This window comes from Caulobacter soli (assembly GCF_011045195.1).
Classification (GTDB): domain Bacteria; phylum Pseudomonadota; class Alphaproteobacteria; order Caulobacterales; family Caulobacteraceae; genus Caulobacter; species Caulobacter soli.
Genome location: NZ_CP049199.1, coordinates 1,978,568 through 1,994,939, shown reverse-complemented (window position 1 = coordinate 1,994,939; position 16,372 = coordinate 1,978,568). Strand labels below are relative to the sequence as shown.

Annotated in this window: 11 protein-coding genes; 7 read left to right on the top strand and 4 right to left on the bottom strand. The window is 68.7% G+C overall.

Annotated features, from left to right (window positions below; genetic code table 11):
* Window positions 1–100: 100 nt before the first annotated feature.
* Entirely contained in the window at window positions 101–1,429 is a 1,329-nt protein-coding gene (gene aptA / locus G3M62_RS09530) for an omega-aminotransferase AptA (protein ID WP_165186515.1), read from the bottom strand.
* A 321-nt stretch (window positions 1,430–1,750) separates the two neighbouring features.
* On the opposite strand from aptA, the gene G3M62_RS09525 reads away from it, so the two are divergent.
* From G3M62_RS09525 to G3M62_RS09500, 6 genes are all read left to right on the top strand, one after another.
* Window positions 1,751–3,937 (top strand): TonB-dependent receptor, encoded by a 2,187-nt coding sequence (locus G3M62_RS09525; protein ID WP_165186513.1) that lies wholly within the window; start codon window positions 1,751–1,753, stop codon window positions 3,935–3,937.
* Window positions 3,938–4,018: 81 nt separating this feature from the next.
* Window positions 4,019–4,984 carry an alpha/beta fold hydrolase gene (locus G3M62_RS09520; RefSeq protein WP_165186511.1) on the top strand — a complete coding sequence of 322 codons (966 nt, stop codon included), beginning with the start codon at window positions 4,019–4,021 and terminating at the stop codon, window positions 4,982–4,984.
* Between the two features lie 55 nt (window positions 4,985–5,039).
* Entirely contained in the window at window positions 5,040–6,413 is a 1,374-nt protein-coding gene (locus G3M62_RS09515; RefSeq protein ID WP_165186510.1) for a tetratricopeptide repeat protein, read from the top strand.
* Window positions 6,410–8,965 (top strand): ABC transporter substrate-binding protein, encoded by a 2,556-nt coding sequence (locus G3M62_RS09510; protein ID WP_246263543.1) that lies wholly within the window; start codon window positions 6,410–6,412, stop codon window positions 8,963–8,965. Before G3M62_RS09515 ends, G3M62_RS09510 begins: the two co-directional genes overlap by 4 nt.
* Window positions 8,962–9,780 carry an ABC transporter permease gene (locus tag G3M62_RS09505; RefSeq protein ID WP_165186508.1) on the top strand — a complete coding sequence of 273 codons (819 nt, stop codon included), beginning with the start codon at window positions 8,962–8,964 and terminating at the stop codon, window positions 9,778–9,780. Before G3M62_RS09510 ends, G3M62_RS09505 begins: the two co-directional genes overlap by 4 nt.
* A gap of 1 nt (window position 9,781) precedes the next feature.
* The gene (locus G3M62_RS09500; protein ID WP_165186506.1) at window positions 9,782–11,377 is read left to right on the top strand and encodes an ABC transporter ATP-binding protein; all 1,596 of its coding nucleotides are present in this window, start codon (window positions 9,782–9,784) and stop codon (window positions 11,375–11,377) included.
* Here G3M62_RS09500 and G3M62_RS09495 read toward each other — a convergent pair.
* Window positions 11,374–12,363 (bottom strand): P1 family peptidase, encoded by a 990-nt coding sequence (locus G3M62_RS09495; RefSeq protein ID WP_165186505.1) that lies wholly within the window; start codon window positions 12,361–12,363, stop codon window positions 11,374–11,376. The genes G3M62_RS09500 and G3M62_RS09495 overlap by 4 nt on opposite strands.
* Window positions 12,364–12,497: 134 nt before the next feature.
* On the opposite strand from G3M62_RS09495, the gene G3M62_RS09490 reads away from it, so the two are divergent.
* Window positions 12,498–13,889 carry an amidase gene (locus tag G3M62_RS09490; protein ID WP_165186503.1) on the top strand — a complete coding sequence of 464 codons (1,392 nt, stop codon included), beginning with the start codon at window positions 12,498–12,500 and terminating at the stop codon, window positions 13,887–13,889.
* Here the strand turns inward: G3M62_RS09490 and G3M62_RS09485 are convergent.
* Together G3M62_RS09485 and G3M62_RS09480 are read right to left on the bottom strand one after the other, a co-directional pair.
* Complete coding sequence (locus G3M62_RS09485; RefSeq protein WP_205691974.1) at window positions 13,886–14,680, bottom strand: class II aldolase/adducin family protein; 795 nt, start codon at window positions 14,678–14,680, stop codon at window positions 13,886–13,888. The genes G3M62_RS09490 and G3M62_RS09485 overlap by 4 nt on opposite strands.
* A 155-nt stretch (window positions 14,681–14,835) precedes the next feature.
* Complete coding sequence (locus tag G3M62_RS09480; protein WP_165186501.1) at window positions 14,836–16,158, bottom strand: LLM class flavin-dependent oxidoreductase; 1,323 nt, start codon at window positions 16,156–16,158, stop codon at window positions 14,836–14,838.
* Between the last annotated feature and the right edge of the window lie 214 nt (window positions 16,159–16,372).

Genomic DNA, 16,372 nt, shown 5'->3' with positions numbered 1-16,372 from the left:
CTGGCGTTGAGCCTTTCCAGGAGCGATGCACGGCGCGCGCGTTTCCGTCAAACAAAGTGACCGAAGGCCATATCGCCCGCGCTGTGGATCGCGGCGGGCTTTAAGCCACGCGCTCCAGGGCCGCCCCCAGCTTCGTCACCAGTTCCTCGATATGGCTCGCATCCGCGATCAGGGGCGGCGACAGCGCGATGATGTCGCCCGTGACCCGGACCAGCAGTCCGTTGCGGAAACAGTCGGTGAAGACGTCATAGGCGCGCTTGCCGGGCTCGCCGGGTCGCGACGCCAGCTCGATCCCGGCCATCAGGCCGATCGTGCGGATGTCGATGACGTGCGGCGAAGCCCTCAGGCCGCCGATCGCCTGGGTCCAGACCTCGGCGGTCTGGGCGGCGCGCGTCAGAAGACCTTCGCGCCTGTAAATCTCGAGCGTCGCCAGGCCGGCCGCGCAGGCGACGGGATGGCCGGAATAGGTGTAGCCGTGGAAGAGCTCGATCGCCGCGTCCGGACCCGTCATCAGGGCGTCATGCACCTTGCGGCTGGCGAACACCGCGCCGAGCGGCACGGCGCCGTTGGTGATCCCCTTCGCGGTCGTGACGAGATCCGGAATGACTCCGAAATAGTCGACGGCGAAAGGTGTCCCCAGCCGGCCAAAGCCCGTGATCACCTCGTCGAAGATCAGCAGGATCCCATAACGGTCGCAGATCGTCCGCAACCGTTCCAGATAACCCTTCGGCGGCAACAGCACGCCGGCCGAGCCGGCGACGGGCTCGACGATCACCGCCGCGATCGTCTCCGCGCCGTGCAGGGCGACCAGGCGTTCCAGATCATCCGCCAGATCCGCGCCGTGCTCGGGCAGGCCCGTCGAGAAGGCGTTGCGCTCCAGGTCGTGCGTGTGGCGAAGATGATCGGCGCCGTTCAGGGTCGGGAACGCTCGGCGATTGTTGACCAGCCCGCCCACCGAGATGCCGCCGAAGCCCACGCCGTGATAGCCACGCTCGCGCCCGATCAGCCGGGTGCGGGTGCCCTGCCCGATCGCCCGCTGGTAGGCCAAGGCGATCTTCAAGGCGCTGTCGACGGCCTCGGAGCCGGAATTGGCGAAGAATACGCGATCCAGGCCCGACTCGGGGCCGCCCGGCGCGATCGCCGCCAGGGCCTCGGCGAACTGGAAGGCCACCGGATGCCCCATCTGGAACGACGGCGCGTAGTCCAGTTCCAGCAGTTGCCGCGACGCCGCCTCGGCGATTTCGGGTCGGCCGTGGCCCGCGTTAACGCACCAAAGACCCGCCGTGCCGTCCAGAACCTGTCGGCCTTCGGGGTCTGCGTAGTACATGCCTTGCGCCGAGGACAGCAGGCGCGGCTCGGCCTTGAACTGCCGATTGGCGGTGAAGGGCATCCAGTAGGCGTCGAGACTTGGAGCGTTGGCTTTGGACATGGGATCCTCGTTTCAGGCGAGGCATCGCCCGTCACGCGCGCTTCGAGCAAGCCCCCCGGCCGGCCTGAATTCCTGGCCGCCCTATGAGATTTTGTTTCTCCGATCCCTCCCGAACCGCTGGCGCGACGCCCTCAAGTTGCGGGCCACAACCGGACGCAATCCCAGAGCCTGCTTGGCTTTCCAGCCGATAGAGAAGCTTGGCGATACGGAGAGAAAAACTCGGTTTTCAATCCCTACTGAGTCGGTAGGTGTTACGTGAGATTTGAAACCGGCGTTTTGTCGTGACGAAGATCACGCAACGCCGACACAGGGGATAGTTCCATGATCAAGCGTCTTCTCATTGGGGCCGCCACCGGCGCGATCGCCACCGCCTTCGCGGCCGGCGCCTATGCCCAGGCGACCAACAACACCGAACTGGAGCAGGTGGTCGTCACCGCCCAGCGCCGCGAACAGTCCGCCCAGGACGTCGGCATCGCCCTTTCGGTGATCTCCGGGGAACAGTTGGCCGCGCGCGGCGTGACCAATGTCAACCAGTTGCAGTACCAAACGCCCAGTCTGGAAGTCACGCCAGCCTTCGGCGGCGGCCAGCCGCAGTTCCGCCTGCGCGGCGTGGGCTTCGACGACTACGCCACCAACAACACCCCGACCGTCGGCGTCTATGTCGATGAAGTGGCCTATCCCGTGCCGGCCGCCACCCAGGGCGTGCTCTACGACATCGACCGCGTGGAAGTGCTGCGCGGTCCGCAAGGCACGCTCTACGGCCGCAACACCACGGGCGGCGCGATCAACTTCATCACCAACCGCCCGACCGACCACCTGTCGGCCGGCGTCACCGCCGAGTACGGCCGCTTCGACAGCGCCAAGGTCGAGGGCTTCGTCTCCGGTCCGATCAGCGACACCCTGAAGGGCCGTCTGTCGGCGGTGACCGAACAGGGCGGAGCCTGGCAGAAGAACCGCGTCACCGGCGAGAAGCTCGGCGACGCCGACCGTTCGGCCGTCCGCGGCCAGCTGGACTGGACCCCGACCGACAAGGTCGACGTGCTGGCCAGCGCCCATTACGGCCGCGACAAGTCGGACGGCCAGGGCCTCTATCTGCTCAACGTGCCTGGCCAGGTCGGCGACACCAAGTACAACGCCACCGGCTGGGGTCCTTCCGCGACCTTCGCCGCCCTGGCGGGCGTCTCGCCCGGCGAAAAGCCCTCGCGTGACAACGAGTCGGGCGGCGGCTCGATCACCGCCAATGTCGACCTGGGCTTCGCCAAGCTGACCAGCATCAGCTCGTACGAAAAGCTCAAGCGCCGCGAACTGAACGACTGGGACGCCAAGTCGACCTCGGAGTCCGACACGTTCTGGGGCAGCGACGTCGACGTCTATTCGCAGGAAGTCCGCCTGGCCTCCAAGGACGCGGGCCCGCTCAACTGGGTGGCCGGCGCCTACTACAGCCACCAGAAGCTGGACGAGACCTTCCTCACCGATTTCACCCAAAGCCTGGGGTTCATCACCAACACGTCCTACAGCCAGAAGGTCGAGTCGATCAGCGGCTTTGGCCAGGGCGAATACGCCATCACGCCGCGCTTCAAGGCCATTCTGGGCCTGCGTTACGAGCACGAAGAGCGCGACCTGGAGAACTTCGCCACCAAGATCGGCGGCGCGCCGCTGTTCACCAACGGCGACCGTCACACCTCGCTGAACGAGCTGTCCGGCAAGGCGGGCGTGGAGTTCCAAGCCGACGACAACGTCCTGCTCTACGCCAATGTCAGCCGCGGCGTGAAGTCGGGCGGCTTCACCGTCTACAACTCGCCCCAGGCTGACCAGATCAACGCCTTCAAGCCCGAAGTGCTCTGGGCCTATGAAACCGGCTTCAAGGGTGATCTGGCGCGCAACCTGCGCCTGAACGGTTCGGTCTTCTACTACGACTACCGCGATCAACAGGTGCTGGGCGTGGTCATCAACCCGGCCAACGGCGCCATCGGCCGGATCACCAACGCGCCGAAGTCCGAGATCTACGGCGGTGAGCTGGAGCTGCAGTGGACCCCGTTCCACGGTCTGCAGATCACCCAGACGGCCAGCTACAAGAAGGGCAGCTACAAGACCTTCGACGACGTCGACGCCAGCTCGGCGGTCCAGGATCCGGTCACCCACCTGTGGTCGGCCAAGACCATCGACAAGTCGGGCGTGGCCCTGGACTTCCCGCGCATCAGCTACGGCGGCACGGTCAGCTACACCTGGGCAGTCGGAGACTTCGACGTCCAGGCCGCCACGGACTACGCTTATCGCGACAAGTCGCCGTCGTTCCTCGGCACGGAGTACACCGTGGCCTCCTACTGGCTGGCCAACGCGAACCTGACGATCCAACCCAAGGATGGCCCGTGGAGCCTGGGTCTGTGGGGCCGCAACATCTTCAACGAGAAGTATGACGTCACCCGCAACTACTTCCTGACCTCGGCGAAGGTCGGGGCGGCTGGTCGGCCGGCGACCTATGGCGTCCGCGCCAGCTACGCGTTCTAGTCTTGGCCAAACCTGCCGGGCGGTCCCTTCGCGGCCGCCCGGACAGTCTCTCCAGTAAACGCCGTTTTCGGAACCTTCGTGATGATCAAGATCCTGTTGTCGGTGCTGGGCGGCGTGATCGCGCTGGTCGTGGTCGCCGGCTTTGTCGGCTGGCTGCTGCTGCGCGGGCCCGACATTCCCTATGAGACGCTGGAGGCCAAGTACGCCACGGCCGCCTCGCACTACGCCGACCTGCCGGGCGGCGTTCACCTGCACTACAAGGACCAGGGCAAGGCCGACGGTCCGGTGCTGGTGCTGGTCCACGGCTTTGGCGACTCGCACTTCTCGTGGGACGGCTGGGTCGCGCGCCTTTCCGATCGCTACCGGATCATCACCGTCGACCTGCCCGGGCACGGCCTGACCCGCGCTCCGGCCGGCTACGTCGCCAGCGCCGACGGCTTCGCCGAGCTGATCGACGCCCTGGCCGCCAAGTTGGCCCTGCCCAAGTTCGCCATCGCCGGCAACTCGATGGGCGGCGGCGTGGCCTGGCAGACGACCGTGCGCTATCCCGACCGCGTCGACGCCCTGATCCTGGCCGACGCCGCCGGCTGGCCGTCCGAAACCCTGAAGAAGCCGCCGCTGGCCTTCAAGCTGCTGCAATATTCATGGGGCCGGGCCTTCCTGCGTTCGATCGACAACGCGCCGCTGATCCGCTCGGGTCTGCGCGGCGAGGTCGGCGATCCGGCCGTGATCACCGACGCCTTCATCGCCCGCTGGGCCGAACTGCAGCGCGCGCCGGGCCACCGCGCCATTCTGATGTCGATCCAGCCGGGCAAGCACAGCCAGGCGACCAAGGAAGCGCTGTCGACGATCAAGGTCCCGACCCTGGTGCTGTGGGGCGAGACCGATCCCCTGATCGAGGTCGCCAGCGCCCATAAGTTCGCCGAGGCGATCCCGGGCGCCCAGCTGATCATCTATCCGAAGGTCGGCCACCTGCCCCAGGTGGAGATTCCGCAGCGTACGGCTGACGACGTCGCCGCCTTCCTGGCCGCTCACCCGACCAAGTGACGCGAACGGGCGCGCCGTGTCTGGCGCGCCCGTCTTCGCCGACTAGAGTACCTCCATGCGCGTCGACTCCCTGGGCAACCCCGTCACTGCTTCGTCCGACGCCGCCCTGGCGGCGGTGAACGACTTCGTCGAAGGCTTCCTGGCCTACGAGACCCGGGCCGCCGGCGTGCTGGCGGCGGCCGACGCCGATCCCGCCAGCGCCCTGCTCAACGCCTATGCCGGCATGCTGTGGCTGCTGCTGGAGTCGCCGGAAGGGCCAGGCCTCGCCGCGCCCTATGTCGCCAAGGCTCATGCCGCGCGCCCCCACGCCCATCCCCGTGAGCAGGCCGCGGTCGACTTCCTGCTGGCCTGGTTCGACGACGACATCGCCCGGGCCGAGACGATCGCCGACGCGATCCTCGCCGCCTGGCCCAACGACCTGCTGATCCTCAAGCTACGCCAGTACCACGCCTTCAATCGCGGCGATTTCGCCGCCATGCTCCGCGCGGCCGCCGGCGTGGCCGAGGCCAACGCCGACAATCCGCACCTGCACGGCATGCTGGCCTTCGCCTACGAGCAGTGCCACCTGCTGGACGAGGCCGAAGCCTCGGCGCGGCGAGCCCTGGCGCTGAAGCGCAAGGAACCTTGGGCTCAGCACGCCCTGGCCCATGTGATGCTGACCCAGGGCCGCATCGACGAGGGCGCGCTGTTCCTTGAGGGCGTGCGCGACACCTGGACCGGCCTGAACTCGTTCATGGACACCCATCTGTGGTGGCACCTGGCGCTGTTCTATCTGAGCCAAGGCCGGTTCGACGAAGCCCTGGCCGCCTACGACCAGCATTGCTGGACCCAGGAGAAGGACTACTCCCAGGACCAGGTCGGGGCGGTTTCGCTGCTGGCCCGGCTGGAATTAGCCGGCGTCGATGTCGGCGACCGCTGGAGCGATGTGGCCGACCACTTGGTCAAGCGCGGCGAGGACGTGGTTCAGCCGTTCCTGACCCTGCAATATCTATACGGCCTGGCCCGCGCTGGCCGGGCCGAGGCCGATCCTTTGCTGGCGGCCGTGCGCCGCATGGCGAGCACAGCGCCCAACCTCACCCGCGCGGCTTGGCGCGACGCGGCCCTGCCCGCCGCCGAAGGTCTGGTCGCCCATGCGCGCGGCGACCACGAAGCCGCCGTCCAGGGCCTGCGCACCGCCCTGCCCCGGTTGATCGAGGTCGGCGGCAGCCACGCCCAGCGCGACTTCTTCGAACAGATCGCCCTGGACGCCGCGATCCGCGCCGGCCGACTTAACGAGGCGCAACAGACGCTCGAGTTGCGCCGCGCCTTCGATCCGGACGGCGTGCCGTTGAACGGCGCCTTGGCGCAGGTCTATGACCGCCTGGGCCTGCCGCGCGAGGCGGCCAAGGCCCGCGCGCGCGTCGAGCGCCGACTGGCGGCCCTGGCGTGAGACTGTCCAGGCTTTTCGGCGCGATCCTCGCCGCCCTGACGCTCGTCCTGGTGGGCGCGGGCGGGCCGGCTATGGCCAAGGACAACCTGACCCTGGCCTTGCAACTGGAACCGCCCAATCTCGACCCGACCTCGGGCGCGGCGGTGGCCACCGACGAGGTGGTCTACGGCAATATCTTCGAAGGCCTGGTCCGGCTGGACCGCGATGGCGCCATCAAGCCGTTGTTGGCGACATACTGGGAGGTCGCGCCCGACGGCCTGACCTACACCTTCCACCTGCGGGGCGGCGTGCGCTTCCAGGACGGGACGCCCTTCGACGCCCGCGTCGTCAAGTTCAGCCTGGAACGCGCCCTCGCCCCGACCTCGACCAACGTCCAGAAGGAGGCGCTGAGCGTCATCCGTCAGGTCGAGGTCGTCGATCCCGTCACCGTGCGGCTGCACCTGTCCCGGGCCGACAGCAACCTGCTCTACGTTCTGGCCTGGGGCGATACGGTCATGGTTTCGCCGAAGTCGGCCGGATCTCTAGCCACGGCGCCGGTCGGCACGGGTCCTTTCAAGTTCTCCGGCTGGCGGCGCGGCGACGCGGTGACCCTGGTCCGCAATGACGGCTACTGGGGCGCGCCGGCCAAACTGCGCCAGGTGACGTTCAAGTTCATCGCCGATCCGGCCGCCGCCTTCGCCGCGATCAAGACCCACGACGTCGACGCCTTCCCCGACTACCCCGCCCCCGAGAACCTGGCCCAGTTGCGCGCCGACCCGTCGCTGAAGGTCATCGCCGCGTCCAGCGAGGGCGAAGTGATCCTGGCGATCAACAGCCGCAGCGGACCGCTGGCCGATGTGCGCGTGCGGCGAGCCATCCAGCACGCCCTGGACCGTCGGGCGATCATCGACGCGGCCATGTATGGCTACGGCACGCCGATCGGCAGCCACTTCCCGCCGCAGAACGCCGCCTATGTCGACCTGACCGGCCTGTATCCGCACGACGTGGCCAAGGCCAAGGCGCTGCTGGCGCAGGCTGGCTACCCGAAAGGCTTCACCCTGACCATGAAGCTGCCACCGCCCAACTACGCCCGCCGCAGCGGCGAGATCGCCGCGTCGCAGCTGGCCGCCGTCGGCATCAAGGTGAAGATCGAGAACCTCGAATGGGCCCAGTGGCTGGACCAGGTCTACGGCCGCCACGCCTTCGACCTCAGCGTCGTCAGCCACGCCGAGCCCATGGACTACGGGATCTACGACAAGGCCGACTACTATTTCGGCTATCACAGCGACGCCTTTCACGGGCTGATGGAGGCCTTGAAGGCCACCACCGACGAGGCCCAGCGCACTGACATCCTCCGGCAGATCCAGCGCAAGATCGCCGACGACGTCGTCAACGGCTTCCTGTTCCAGTTCCCGCGCCTGGGTGTGTTTGACGCCGGCCTGAAGGACTTCTGGGTCAATTCGCCGACCCAGACCGTCGATCTCCACGCGGCCTATTTCGACACGCCAGGCTCAGATGGCGAAACCGCCACGACCAAGAGCAGCGGCGTGGGCGGCGTGCTCGGGATCGTAGCCGGCTTCGTCGTGGTCGCGGGCCTCGTCGCCCTGCTGGCCCGCTTCGGCGCGGCCTATCTGGGCGGCCGCGCGGCGGTGATGGCCGTGACCCTGCTGGCCGCCAGCGTTGTGGTCTTCGCCATCATCCAGGTCGTGCCCGGCGATCCGGCCGCCTACATGCTGGGCCTCAACGCCAATCCCGAAGCCGTGGCCAATCTGCGCCACCAGATGGGGCTGGAAGGTCCGGCGCCGCAGCGCTACCTGGCCTGGCTGCTGGGGATGCTGCACGGCGACCTGGGCGTCAGCTACACCTACCAGACGCCGGTGGCTGGCCTTGTCGCCGAGCGCCTGGCCGTCTCCCTGCCCCTGGCCATGGCGGCCATGGCGCTGTCGGTGCTGATCGGCGCGCCGATCGGCGCCCTCGCGGCGGCGCGGCGCGGCGGCGCGGCCGACACGACGGTGATGGGCCTGACCCAGATCGGCGTGGCCATTCCCAACTTCTGGTTCGGCGTCCTGCTGGTCATGGGCTTCTCGATGGGCCTGCGCTGGTTCTCGGCGGGCGGCTTTCCGGGCTGGGACGCGGGCCTGTGGCCGGCGCTCAAGGCCCTGACCCTGCCGTCGCTGGCCCTGGCTGTACCCCAGGCGGCGATCATCGCCCGCGTCACTCGCTCGGCCCTGATCGACACCCTGGCCGAGGACTACATGCGCACCGCCCGCGCCAAGGGCCTGTCGTCTGGCCAAGCCCTGTGGCGTCACGGCCTGCCCAACGCCCTGATCCCCCTGCTGACCATCCTGGGCCTGCAGTTCCCGTTTCTGCTGGCCGGCAGCGTGATCATCGAGAACGTCTTCTTCCTGCCGGGCCTGGGACGACTGGTGCTGCAAGCGATCACCCAGCGCGACCTGATCGTGGTGCAGGGCGTGGTCATGGTGCTGGTCTTCGCCGTGATCGCCACCACCTTCCTGATCGACGTGGCCTATGTGCTGGTCGATCCCCGGCTGCGCGGGAGGAACCGGTCATGAGCCGCCGCCCCGTCAGTCTCATCGTTGGCGCGACGATCGCGGCGCTGTTCGTGCTGGCCGCCCTGGGCTCGCTGGCCTGGACGCCCTACGACGTCGCCGCCTTCGACATCGCCCATCGTCTGCAAGGCCCTTCGGCCGCCCACTGGCTGGGCACGGACCACTTCGGGCGCGACACCCTGTCGATGGTCCTGGCCGGCGCCCGCAACGCCCTGGCCGTGTCGCTGGTGGCGGTGCTGCTGGGCGCCGGCGTCGGCGTGCCGCTGGGCCTGCTGGCGGCGGCCCGGCGCGGCTGGATCGACGAGTTGGTCATGCGCGCCAACGACGTGATCTTCGCCTTCCCCTCGCTGATCCTGGCCATCCTGTTGACCGCCGTGCTCGGCCCCGGCGCGATCAACGCCGTGATCGCCATCGGCGTGTTCAACATCCCGGTCTTCGCCCGCCTGACACGCGGCGCGGCGCTGTCCCTGTGGACCCGCGACTACGTGCTGGCCGCCCGCACGGCCGGCAAGGGCCAGGCGCGGATCTCGTGGGAGCACATCCTGCCGGGCCTGCTCAGCATCCTGATCGTCCAGGCCACCCTGCAATTTTCGCTGGGGATCATCGCCGAGGCCGGCCTGTCCTATATCGGCCTGGGCGCCCAGCCGCCGGCCGCAAGCTGGGGCCGGATGCTGGCCGACGCCCAGACCCTGATCAGCACCTCGCCGCTGCAGGCGATCTTCCCAGGCCTGGCCATCGTCATCACCGTTCTGGGCCTGAACCTTCTGGGCGACGGCCTGCGCGACCGGCTGGATCCGCGCCTGGACGGGGACCGCTGACATGACCCTGCTGACGATCCAGGACCTGTCGGTCTCCATCGGCGACAAGTCGATCCTGCGTGGCGTCTCCCTGGTCCTGGACGCCGGACAGGTGTTGGGCGTGGTCGGCGAGTCCGGCTCGGGCAAGTCGATGACGGCGCTCTCAATCCTGGGCCTGCTGCCGTCCGGCGGCCAAGCCTCGGGTGCGATCACGTTCGAAGGCCATGACCTTACAGGTCTATCCGAAGCGCAACTGCGCCGGGTGCGCGGCGCGCGGATCGGCATGGTCTTCCAGGAGCCGATGACGGCGCTCAATCCGGTCATGACCATCGGCGACCAGGTGGCCGAGGTCGTGCGCCTGCACCAGGGCGGCTCCCGCAAGCAGGCCTTGGTGGCGGCGCGGCGGGCGCTGGACCGCGTCGGCCTACCCGCCGAGCGTTTCCCGCTGAACCGCTATCCGCACGAGCTGTCGGGCGGCCAGCGCCAGCGCGTGGCCATCGCCATCGCCATCGTCCTGTCGCCCCGCCTGATCATCGCCGACGAGCCGACCACCGCCCTGGACGTCACCACCCAGGCGCAGATCCTGGACCTGCTGCGCCAGCTGGTGCGCGAGGACGGCGCGGCCCTGATCCTGGTCAGCCATGACCTGGCCGTGGTGGCCGAAATCGCCGACCGCGTGGCGGTGATGAAGGACGGCCAGATCGTCGAGCAGGACGACACCGCAGCCCTGTTCGCCAACCTGGCCCATCCCTACACTCGCGCCCTGGCCGCCGACGCCGCGCGCGTTCCGGTCCGACGCGGAACGCCAGACCTCGCCGCTCCGCCCGTGCTCGAAGCCAAGGGCGTGGTGCGCGACTATCCTGGCCCGCGCCGCTTCCTCCGCGCCGGACCAGCCTTCCGCGCGGTGTCCGAGGTCAGCCTGGCGATCCGCCCCGGCGAGATCGTCGGCCTGGTCGGCGAGTCCGGCTGCGGCAAGTCTACCCTGCTGCGCACCCTGCTGGCCCTGGAAGCGCCGCAAGGCGGACAGGTCGAGCTGAACGGCCAAGCGTTCTCGCCCTCCGCGCCACGCGCCTTGCGCCGCCATGTCCAGGTGGTGTTCCAGGATCCGCACGGCAGCTTCGATCCGCGCTGGACGGTGGAACGGCTGATCGCCGAGCCGCTGCACCTGCTCGACGCCAAGCCGACGCCCGCCGAACGCCGCACCAAGGTCGAAAAGGTCCTGACCCAGGTCGGCCTGTCCGCCGAGGCCGCCGACCGCTATCCGCACCAGTTCTCCGGCGGCCAGCGCCAGCGCATCGCCATCGCCCGCGCCCTGATCGTGGAGCCGTCCGTGATCGCCCTGGACGAGGCCGTCTCCGCCCTGGACGTCACCGTGCGCGCCGAGGTGCTGGACCTGCTGGCCCAGCTGTCGGACGAGCTGGGCCTGGCCTATCTGTTCGTCTCGCACGACATGGGCGTGGTGCGCGGCCTGACCGACCGGGTGCTGGTCATGAAGGCCGGCGAGATCGTCGAGGAAGGTCCGACCGCTCAGGTCTTCGGCAACCCCAAGCACCCCTATACGGCCCAATTGATCGCCGCGACGCCCGACCTGCAACGGGCCCTGGCCGCGCGAGCCTAGCCGTGGGCCAGATAGACCCCACGCGCTATGGCCCGCGCCAGACAGTCGCCCAGCGCCGAGCCGATGCGGGCGATACGACGCAGGCGCTCGTCCTGCCCAAGATCGATCTCGCCCGAGGCCACGGCGAAGACGACGTCGCCGTCAAACGGCGTGTGGGCCGGGCGGATGGCGCGCGACAGGCCGTCCTGGGCCATCATCGCCACGCGCTTGCACTCGCCAGGGGAGAGCGCCGCATTGACCGCGACCACAGCCAGCGTGGTGTTGGCGCCAGGCGTCAGTCGCCCCTGCCCCGCCAGCCGCGAGTCGTCGGGCATCGGCTCGATCGCCTTAGCCGCGCCGCTGGGCGTGCGGCCGCCGAACTCGCCGTCGATCTCGAAGGGCCAGGCCCAGAAGGTCTGGCCGTCGGGCATGAACACCGAGCCGACCGGATTGACCGCCGCCAGGGCGCCGACCATCACGCCTTCGCCCAGGTCCAGCGAGGCCGAGCCCAACCCGCCCTGCACCAGTCCCGCGCGCGCTCCGCGTCCCGCGCCGAACGCGCCCAGCTGGAAATCCTGGCCAGCCGCCTCGACCGCCTCGACGCCCAGCCGGCGGTAGGGCGGGTCCAGGTCCCAGGCCTTGTCGCCACCGTTGGCCAGGTCGAACAGCACCGCGCCGGGCACGATCGGCACGAGCGGCGCGCCGGGCCGGACGACCAGTCCTTCGCCCTTTCGCGACAGCGCCGCGACCACGCCGTCGGGCGCGCCCAGGCCGAACACCGAACCGCCCGACAGAGTGACGGCATGGGCCTTTGCGTAGCCGTTCTCGGCCGACAGGGTTTCGGTCTCGCGCACGCCCGGCCCGCCGCCGCGCACGTCGACGCCCGCTGTCCAGCCGCCCGGGCACAGCACCACCGTCACGCCGCTGCGCACCATCTCGTCGGTGGCGTTGCCGACGCTCAGGCCCGGCACGTCGGTGATCAGGTTGCGGGGTCCGGGACGATACAAGGCAGGCATCCTTCAAAGATTCGGCGCGCCACCGCTTTTAGCCGAGGCCGGCCGCCAGCGGGCGGAAAACGACTTCGCGCGAGCCTGACGGCCTGTAGCCTCATTCCGTACTCGCCTTGCTTACCGGAGTTCCCATGACCGACTTTCCGGACCTCACGGCCGTCGAGCTTCTGACGCTCTATCGCGACCGGCGCGTCTCTCCCGTCGAGGTGATGACCGCGGTTCTGGCTCGGGTCGAAGCGCTGGAGCCTACCCTCAACGCCACCTGGGGGTTGGACCTGGACGCCGCCTTGGCCGATGCTCGGGCGTCGGAGGCGCGCTGGGTCCGAGGCGAACCGATGGGACCGCTCGACGGCGTGCCGGTGACCATCAAGGAGCTGATCGCCACCAAGGGCCTGGCCAAGCCCCTGGGCACGGCGGCCACGGACCTGATCCCCCAGGAGGCCGACGCGCCCCCGGCGGCGCGACTGCGCGAGGCCGGGGCGGTGATCTTCTGCAAGACCACGGTGCCGGACTTCGGCATGCTGTCGTCGGGCCTGTCCAGCTTTCACAAGCTGGCGCGCAATCCCTGGAACATCGACAAGACGCCGGGCGGCTCCAGCGCCGGCGCGGGGTCGGCCGCCGCCGCCGGTTATGGCCCTCTGCATGTGGGCACCGACATCGGCGGCTCGGTGCGCCTGCCGGCCGGCTGGTGCGGCGTCTATGGGTTCAAGCCCAGCAATGGGCGCATCCCGATCGATCCACCCTATATCGGCCGCGTCGCCGGACCGATGACCCGCACCGTCGCCGACTCCGCCCTGATGATGACCGTGCTGAGCGCCCCGGACTGGCGCGACCACATGAGCCTGCCGCCCGCCGACCTCGATTGGCTGGACCTGGAGATCGACCTGCGTGGCCTGCGCATCGGCCTGATGCTGGACGCCGGGGCCGGCGCCGCGCCCGAGCCCCAGGTCGTGGAGGCGGTGGTCGCCGCCGCGCGCCTGCTTGAGACCCAGGGCGCGATCGTCGAGTCCTTCGCTCCCTTCCTGACCCGCGAGATGCTGGACGGCCTGGACCTCTTCTGGCGCACCCGGTCGTGGAGCGATCTCAGCGCCTTGCCGCCGGAGAAGGCTCGCCTCGTCCTGCCCTATATCGACGCCTGGGCGCGGGCGGCCAAAGACGCCGACGGCCTGTCGGTCTATCGCGGCTTCAACCAGATCCAGCGCATGCGCGAGACCGGCGCCAAGGCGTTCCAACCGTACGACTTCGTGCTGTCGCCGACCGCGCCCATGCCCGCCTTCGCCGCAGAGCTGCCCTCCCCGACCAACGATCCCCGCCGGCCGTTCGAGCACATAGCCTTCACCGTGCCGTTCAACATGACCGAACAGCCGGCGGCCTCGATCAATTGCGGCTATACGAACGACGGCTTGCCCATCGGCCTGCAGATCGTCGGCAGGCGGTTTGACGACCTGGGCGTGCTCCGACTGTCACGCGCCTATGAGCGCCTGCGGCCAGAGCAGCGTCCCTGGCCGCGCGTAACTCCCTAGCGATCGTAGCCGGGCGACTCCTGGTCGACGCGGCGAAGCAGCGCGGCCCAGGCCAGGTCGGCGGTGCTGGCCCGATCACTCGTGCCACGCCCCTGCCCAGCGACCAATCGGGCCACCTCCTCCTGCGCCGCCTGGGGCGCGATCAGCACGCCGTCGCGGCCGCCGCTGAGCGCACGGATCTGCGCGGTGCAGGCCTTCTCCAGCTGATAGATGCCCAGCCATGCCGCGCCGGGCGATGAGCCCAGGGCCAGGGTGCCGTGGTTGCGCAGAAGGAGCAGCGTCTTGTCGCCCAGGTCGGCCACTAGCCGCTCGCGCTCGTCCAGATGCAGGGCCACGCCTTCGTAGTCGTGATAGGCCAGCCGTGGGATGACGCCCAGCGAGCGCTGGTTCAGCGGCAGCAGCCCCTCCTTCTGCGACGAGACCGCGATGCCGTCGTCGGTGTGGAAGTGGATGACGTAGTGGGCGTCCTCGCGCGCCGCGTGGATCGCCGAATGGATGACGAAGCCGGCATAGTTGATCCCGTACGCGCTTGGCTCGACCAGATTGCCGTCCAGATCGATCTTCACCAGGCTGGAGGCGGTGACCTCGCCGAACCGAAGGCCGTAGGGGTTGATCAGGAAGTGGTGCTCGGGTCCTGGCACGCGCGCCGAGACATGGGTGAAGATCAGGTCGTCCCACCCCTCCAGCGCCGCCAGGCGATAGAGCGCGGCCAGATCGACGCGCACGCGCCACTCGTCTTCGCTGACCTTGTGCCGAATGGGTTCGACCCCCGGGATGAAACCGTCCGCCACGCAAGCCTCCATTGTTGAAAGCCGCATCTAGAGCGATCACGCCCCGCCGCATCAAACGAGCATTCTTCAACGCGCTTATTTGCCGGCGACCGCGCCGCGACGACGCGGATCCCGAGGCCGTTCCGTCGCTGTTTCCCGGCTAGCGGAACGCCACGCTAGGTTGGAAAGAACCGGTTCGCCGGCCGCTGCAGGCCCAGGTTCTCCCGCAAGGTCGCGCCCTCATATTCGGTGCGGAAAATCCCGCGCCGCTGCAGTTCGGGAACGACCTTGTCGACGAAGTCATCCAGGCCTTCGGGAAGGTACGGGAACATGATGTTGAAGCCGTCCGAGCCCTCTTCCTCCAACCAGCGCTGCATTTCGTCGGCGATGGTCTGGGCCGTGCCGACGAAGGCGGGTCCGCCATAGCTGCCCACGCGAGCGGCCAGTTGCCGGATCGTCAGGCTCTCATTACGCGCCAGGTCGATCACCCGCTCGCGGGCCGAATGGCTGGCGTTGGTCGGCGGAATCTCCGGCAAGGGACCGTCGGGGTCATAGGCCGAGACATCGTGGCCGAGCATGCTGTTGAGCGTGCCGATGCCGCTGTCGTAGTGCACAAGGCTGTCGAGCTTGGCGCGCTTGGCCTTGGCCTCCTCGACGCTGTCGCCGACCACCACGAAGGCGGCCGGCAGGATCTTCAGGCTGTCCGGGTCGCGGCCGATCAGCGCCATGCGCCGCTTGATGTCGGCGTAGAAGGTCTTGGCGGCGTCGAGATTGGCGCCGGCCGCGAAGATCACCTCGGCGGTCTCGGCGGCCAGTTGCCGCCCGGCCTCCGACGCGCCGGCCTGGATGATCACCGGCCAACCCTGGACGGGTCTGGCGATGTTCAGCGGCCCGCGCACCGACAGGTTCGGCCCCTTGTGGTCGAGCACGTGAATTCGGGTCGGATCGACATAGATCCCGGCCTCGACGTCGCGGACGAAGGCGTCGTCGGCGAAGCTGTCCCAGAGACCGGTGACCACATCGTAGAACTCGCGCGCCCGGGCGTAGCGGGCGTCGTGCTCCATGTCCTCTTCCAGCCCGAAGTTCAGGGCCGCGTCGGGGTTGGAGGTGGTGACGATGTTCCACCCGGCCCGGCCGCCGCTGATGTGGTCGAGCGAGGCGAAGCGCCGGGCGATGTGGTAGGGCGCGTCATAGGTCGTAGAGGCCGTGGCCATCAGGCCGATGTTCTCGGTGACCGCGGCCAGGGCCGACAGCAGCGTGAAGGGCTCGAACGAGGTCACCGTGTGGCTGCGCTTGAGGGCGTTGATCGGCATGTTCAGCACGGCCAGGTGGTCGGCCATGAAGAAGGCGTCGAACTTGGCGCGCTCCAGGGTCTGGATGAACCGCTTCATGGCCGGGAAGTTGAAATTGGCGTCAGGGATCGCGCCAGGATAACGCCAGGCCCCGGTGTGAATGCTGACCGGCCGCATGAACGCGCCCAACTTCAACTGCTTGCTCATGGCTCATCCCTCTTGGCCGGCTTCGACGCCGCCGCCTCGGAACCGCAGATAGGCGTCCGGCGCCAGCTTGGCCAAGGATCGGCGCCGCAGTTTTGTCGCTGGTCCTCGCAGCATTTCTGAGGAGACCTGTCGCGGGCCGCGTTTCGCCGCGCGCCGGCTCGCAGTTTTTCTCCAGCCGTCGCAAGAAAAGCCGCCGAGGCACTGATATTATTGA

Excerpts from the sequence above, each read along its gene's own strand:
- aptA (WP_165186515.1), bottom strand. The coding sequence starts at position 1,429 with ATGTCCAAAGCCAACGCTCCAAGTCTCGACGCCTACTGGATGCCCTTC.
- G3M62_RS09480 (WP_165186501.1), bottom strand. The coding sequence starts at position 16,158 with ATGAGCAAGCAGTTGAAGTTGGGCGCGTTCATGCGGCCGGTCAGCATT.
- G3M62_RS09500 (WP_165186506.1), top strand. The coding sequence starts at position 9,782 with ATGACCCTGCTGACGATCCAGGACCTGTCGGTCTCCATCGGCGACAAG.
- G3M62_RS09520 (WP_165186511.1), top strand. The coding sequence starts at position 4,019 with ATGATCAAGATCCTGTTGTCGGTGCTGGGCGGCGTGATCGCGCTGGTC.
- G3M62_RS09525 (WP_165186513.1), top strand. The coding sequence starts at position 1,751 with ATGATCAAGCGTCTTCTCATTGGGGCCGCCACCGGCGCGATCGCCACC.
- G3M62_RS09515 (WP_165186510.1), top strand. The coding sequence starts at position 5,040 with ATGCGCGTCGACTCCCTGGGCAACCCCGTCACTGCTTCGTCCGACGCC.
- G3M62_RS09505 (WP_165186508.1), top strand. The coding sequence starts at position 8,962 with ATGAGCCGCCGCCCCGTCAGTCTCATCGTTGGCGCGACGATCGCGGCG.
- G3M62_RS09490 (WP_165186503.1), top strand. The coding sequence starts at position 12,498 with ATGACCGACTTTCCGGACCTCACGGCCGTCGAGCTTCTGACGCTCTAT.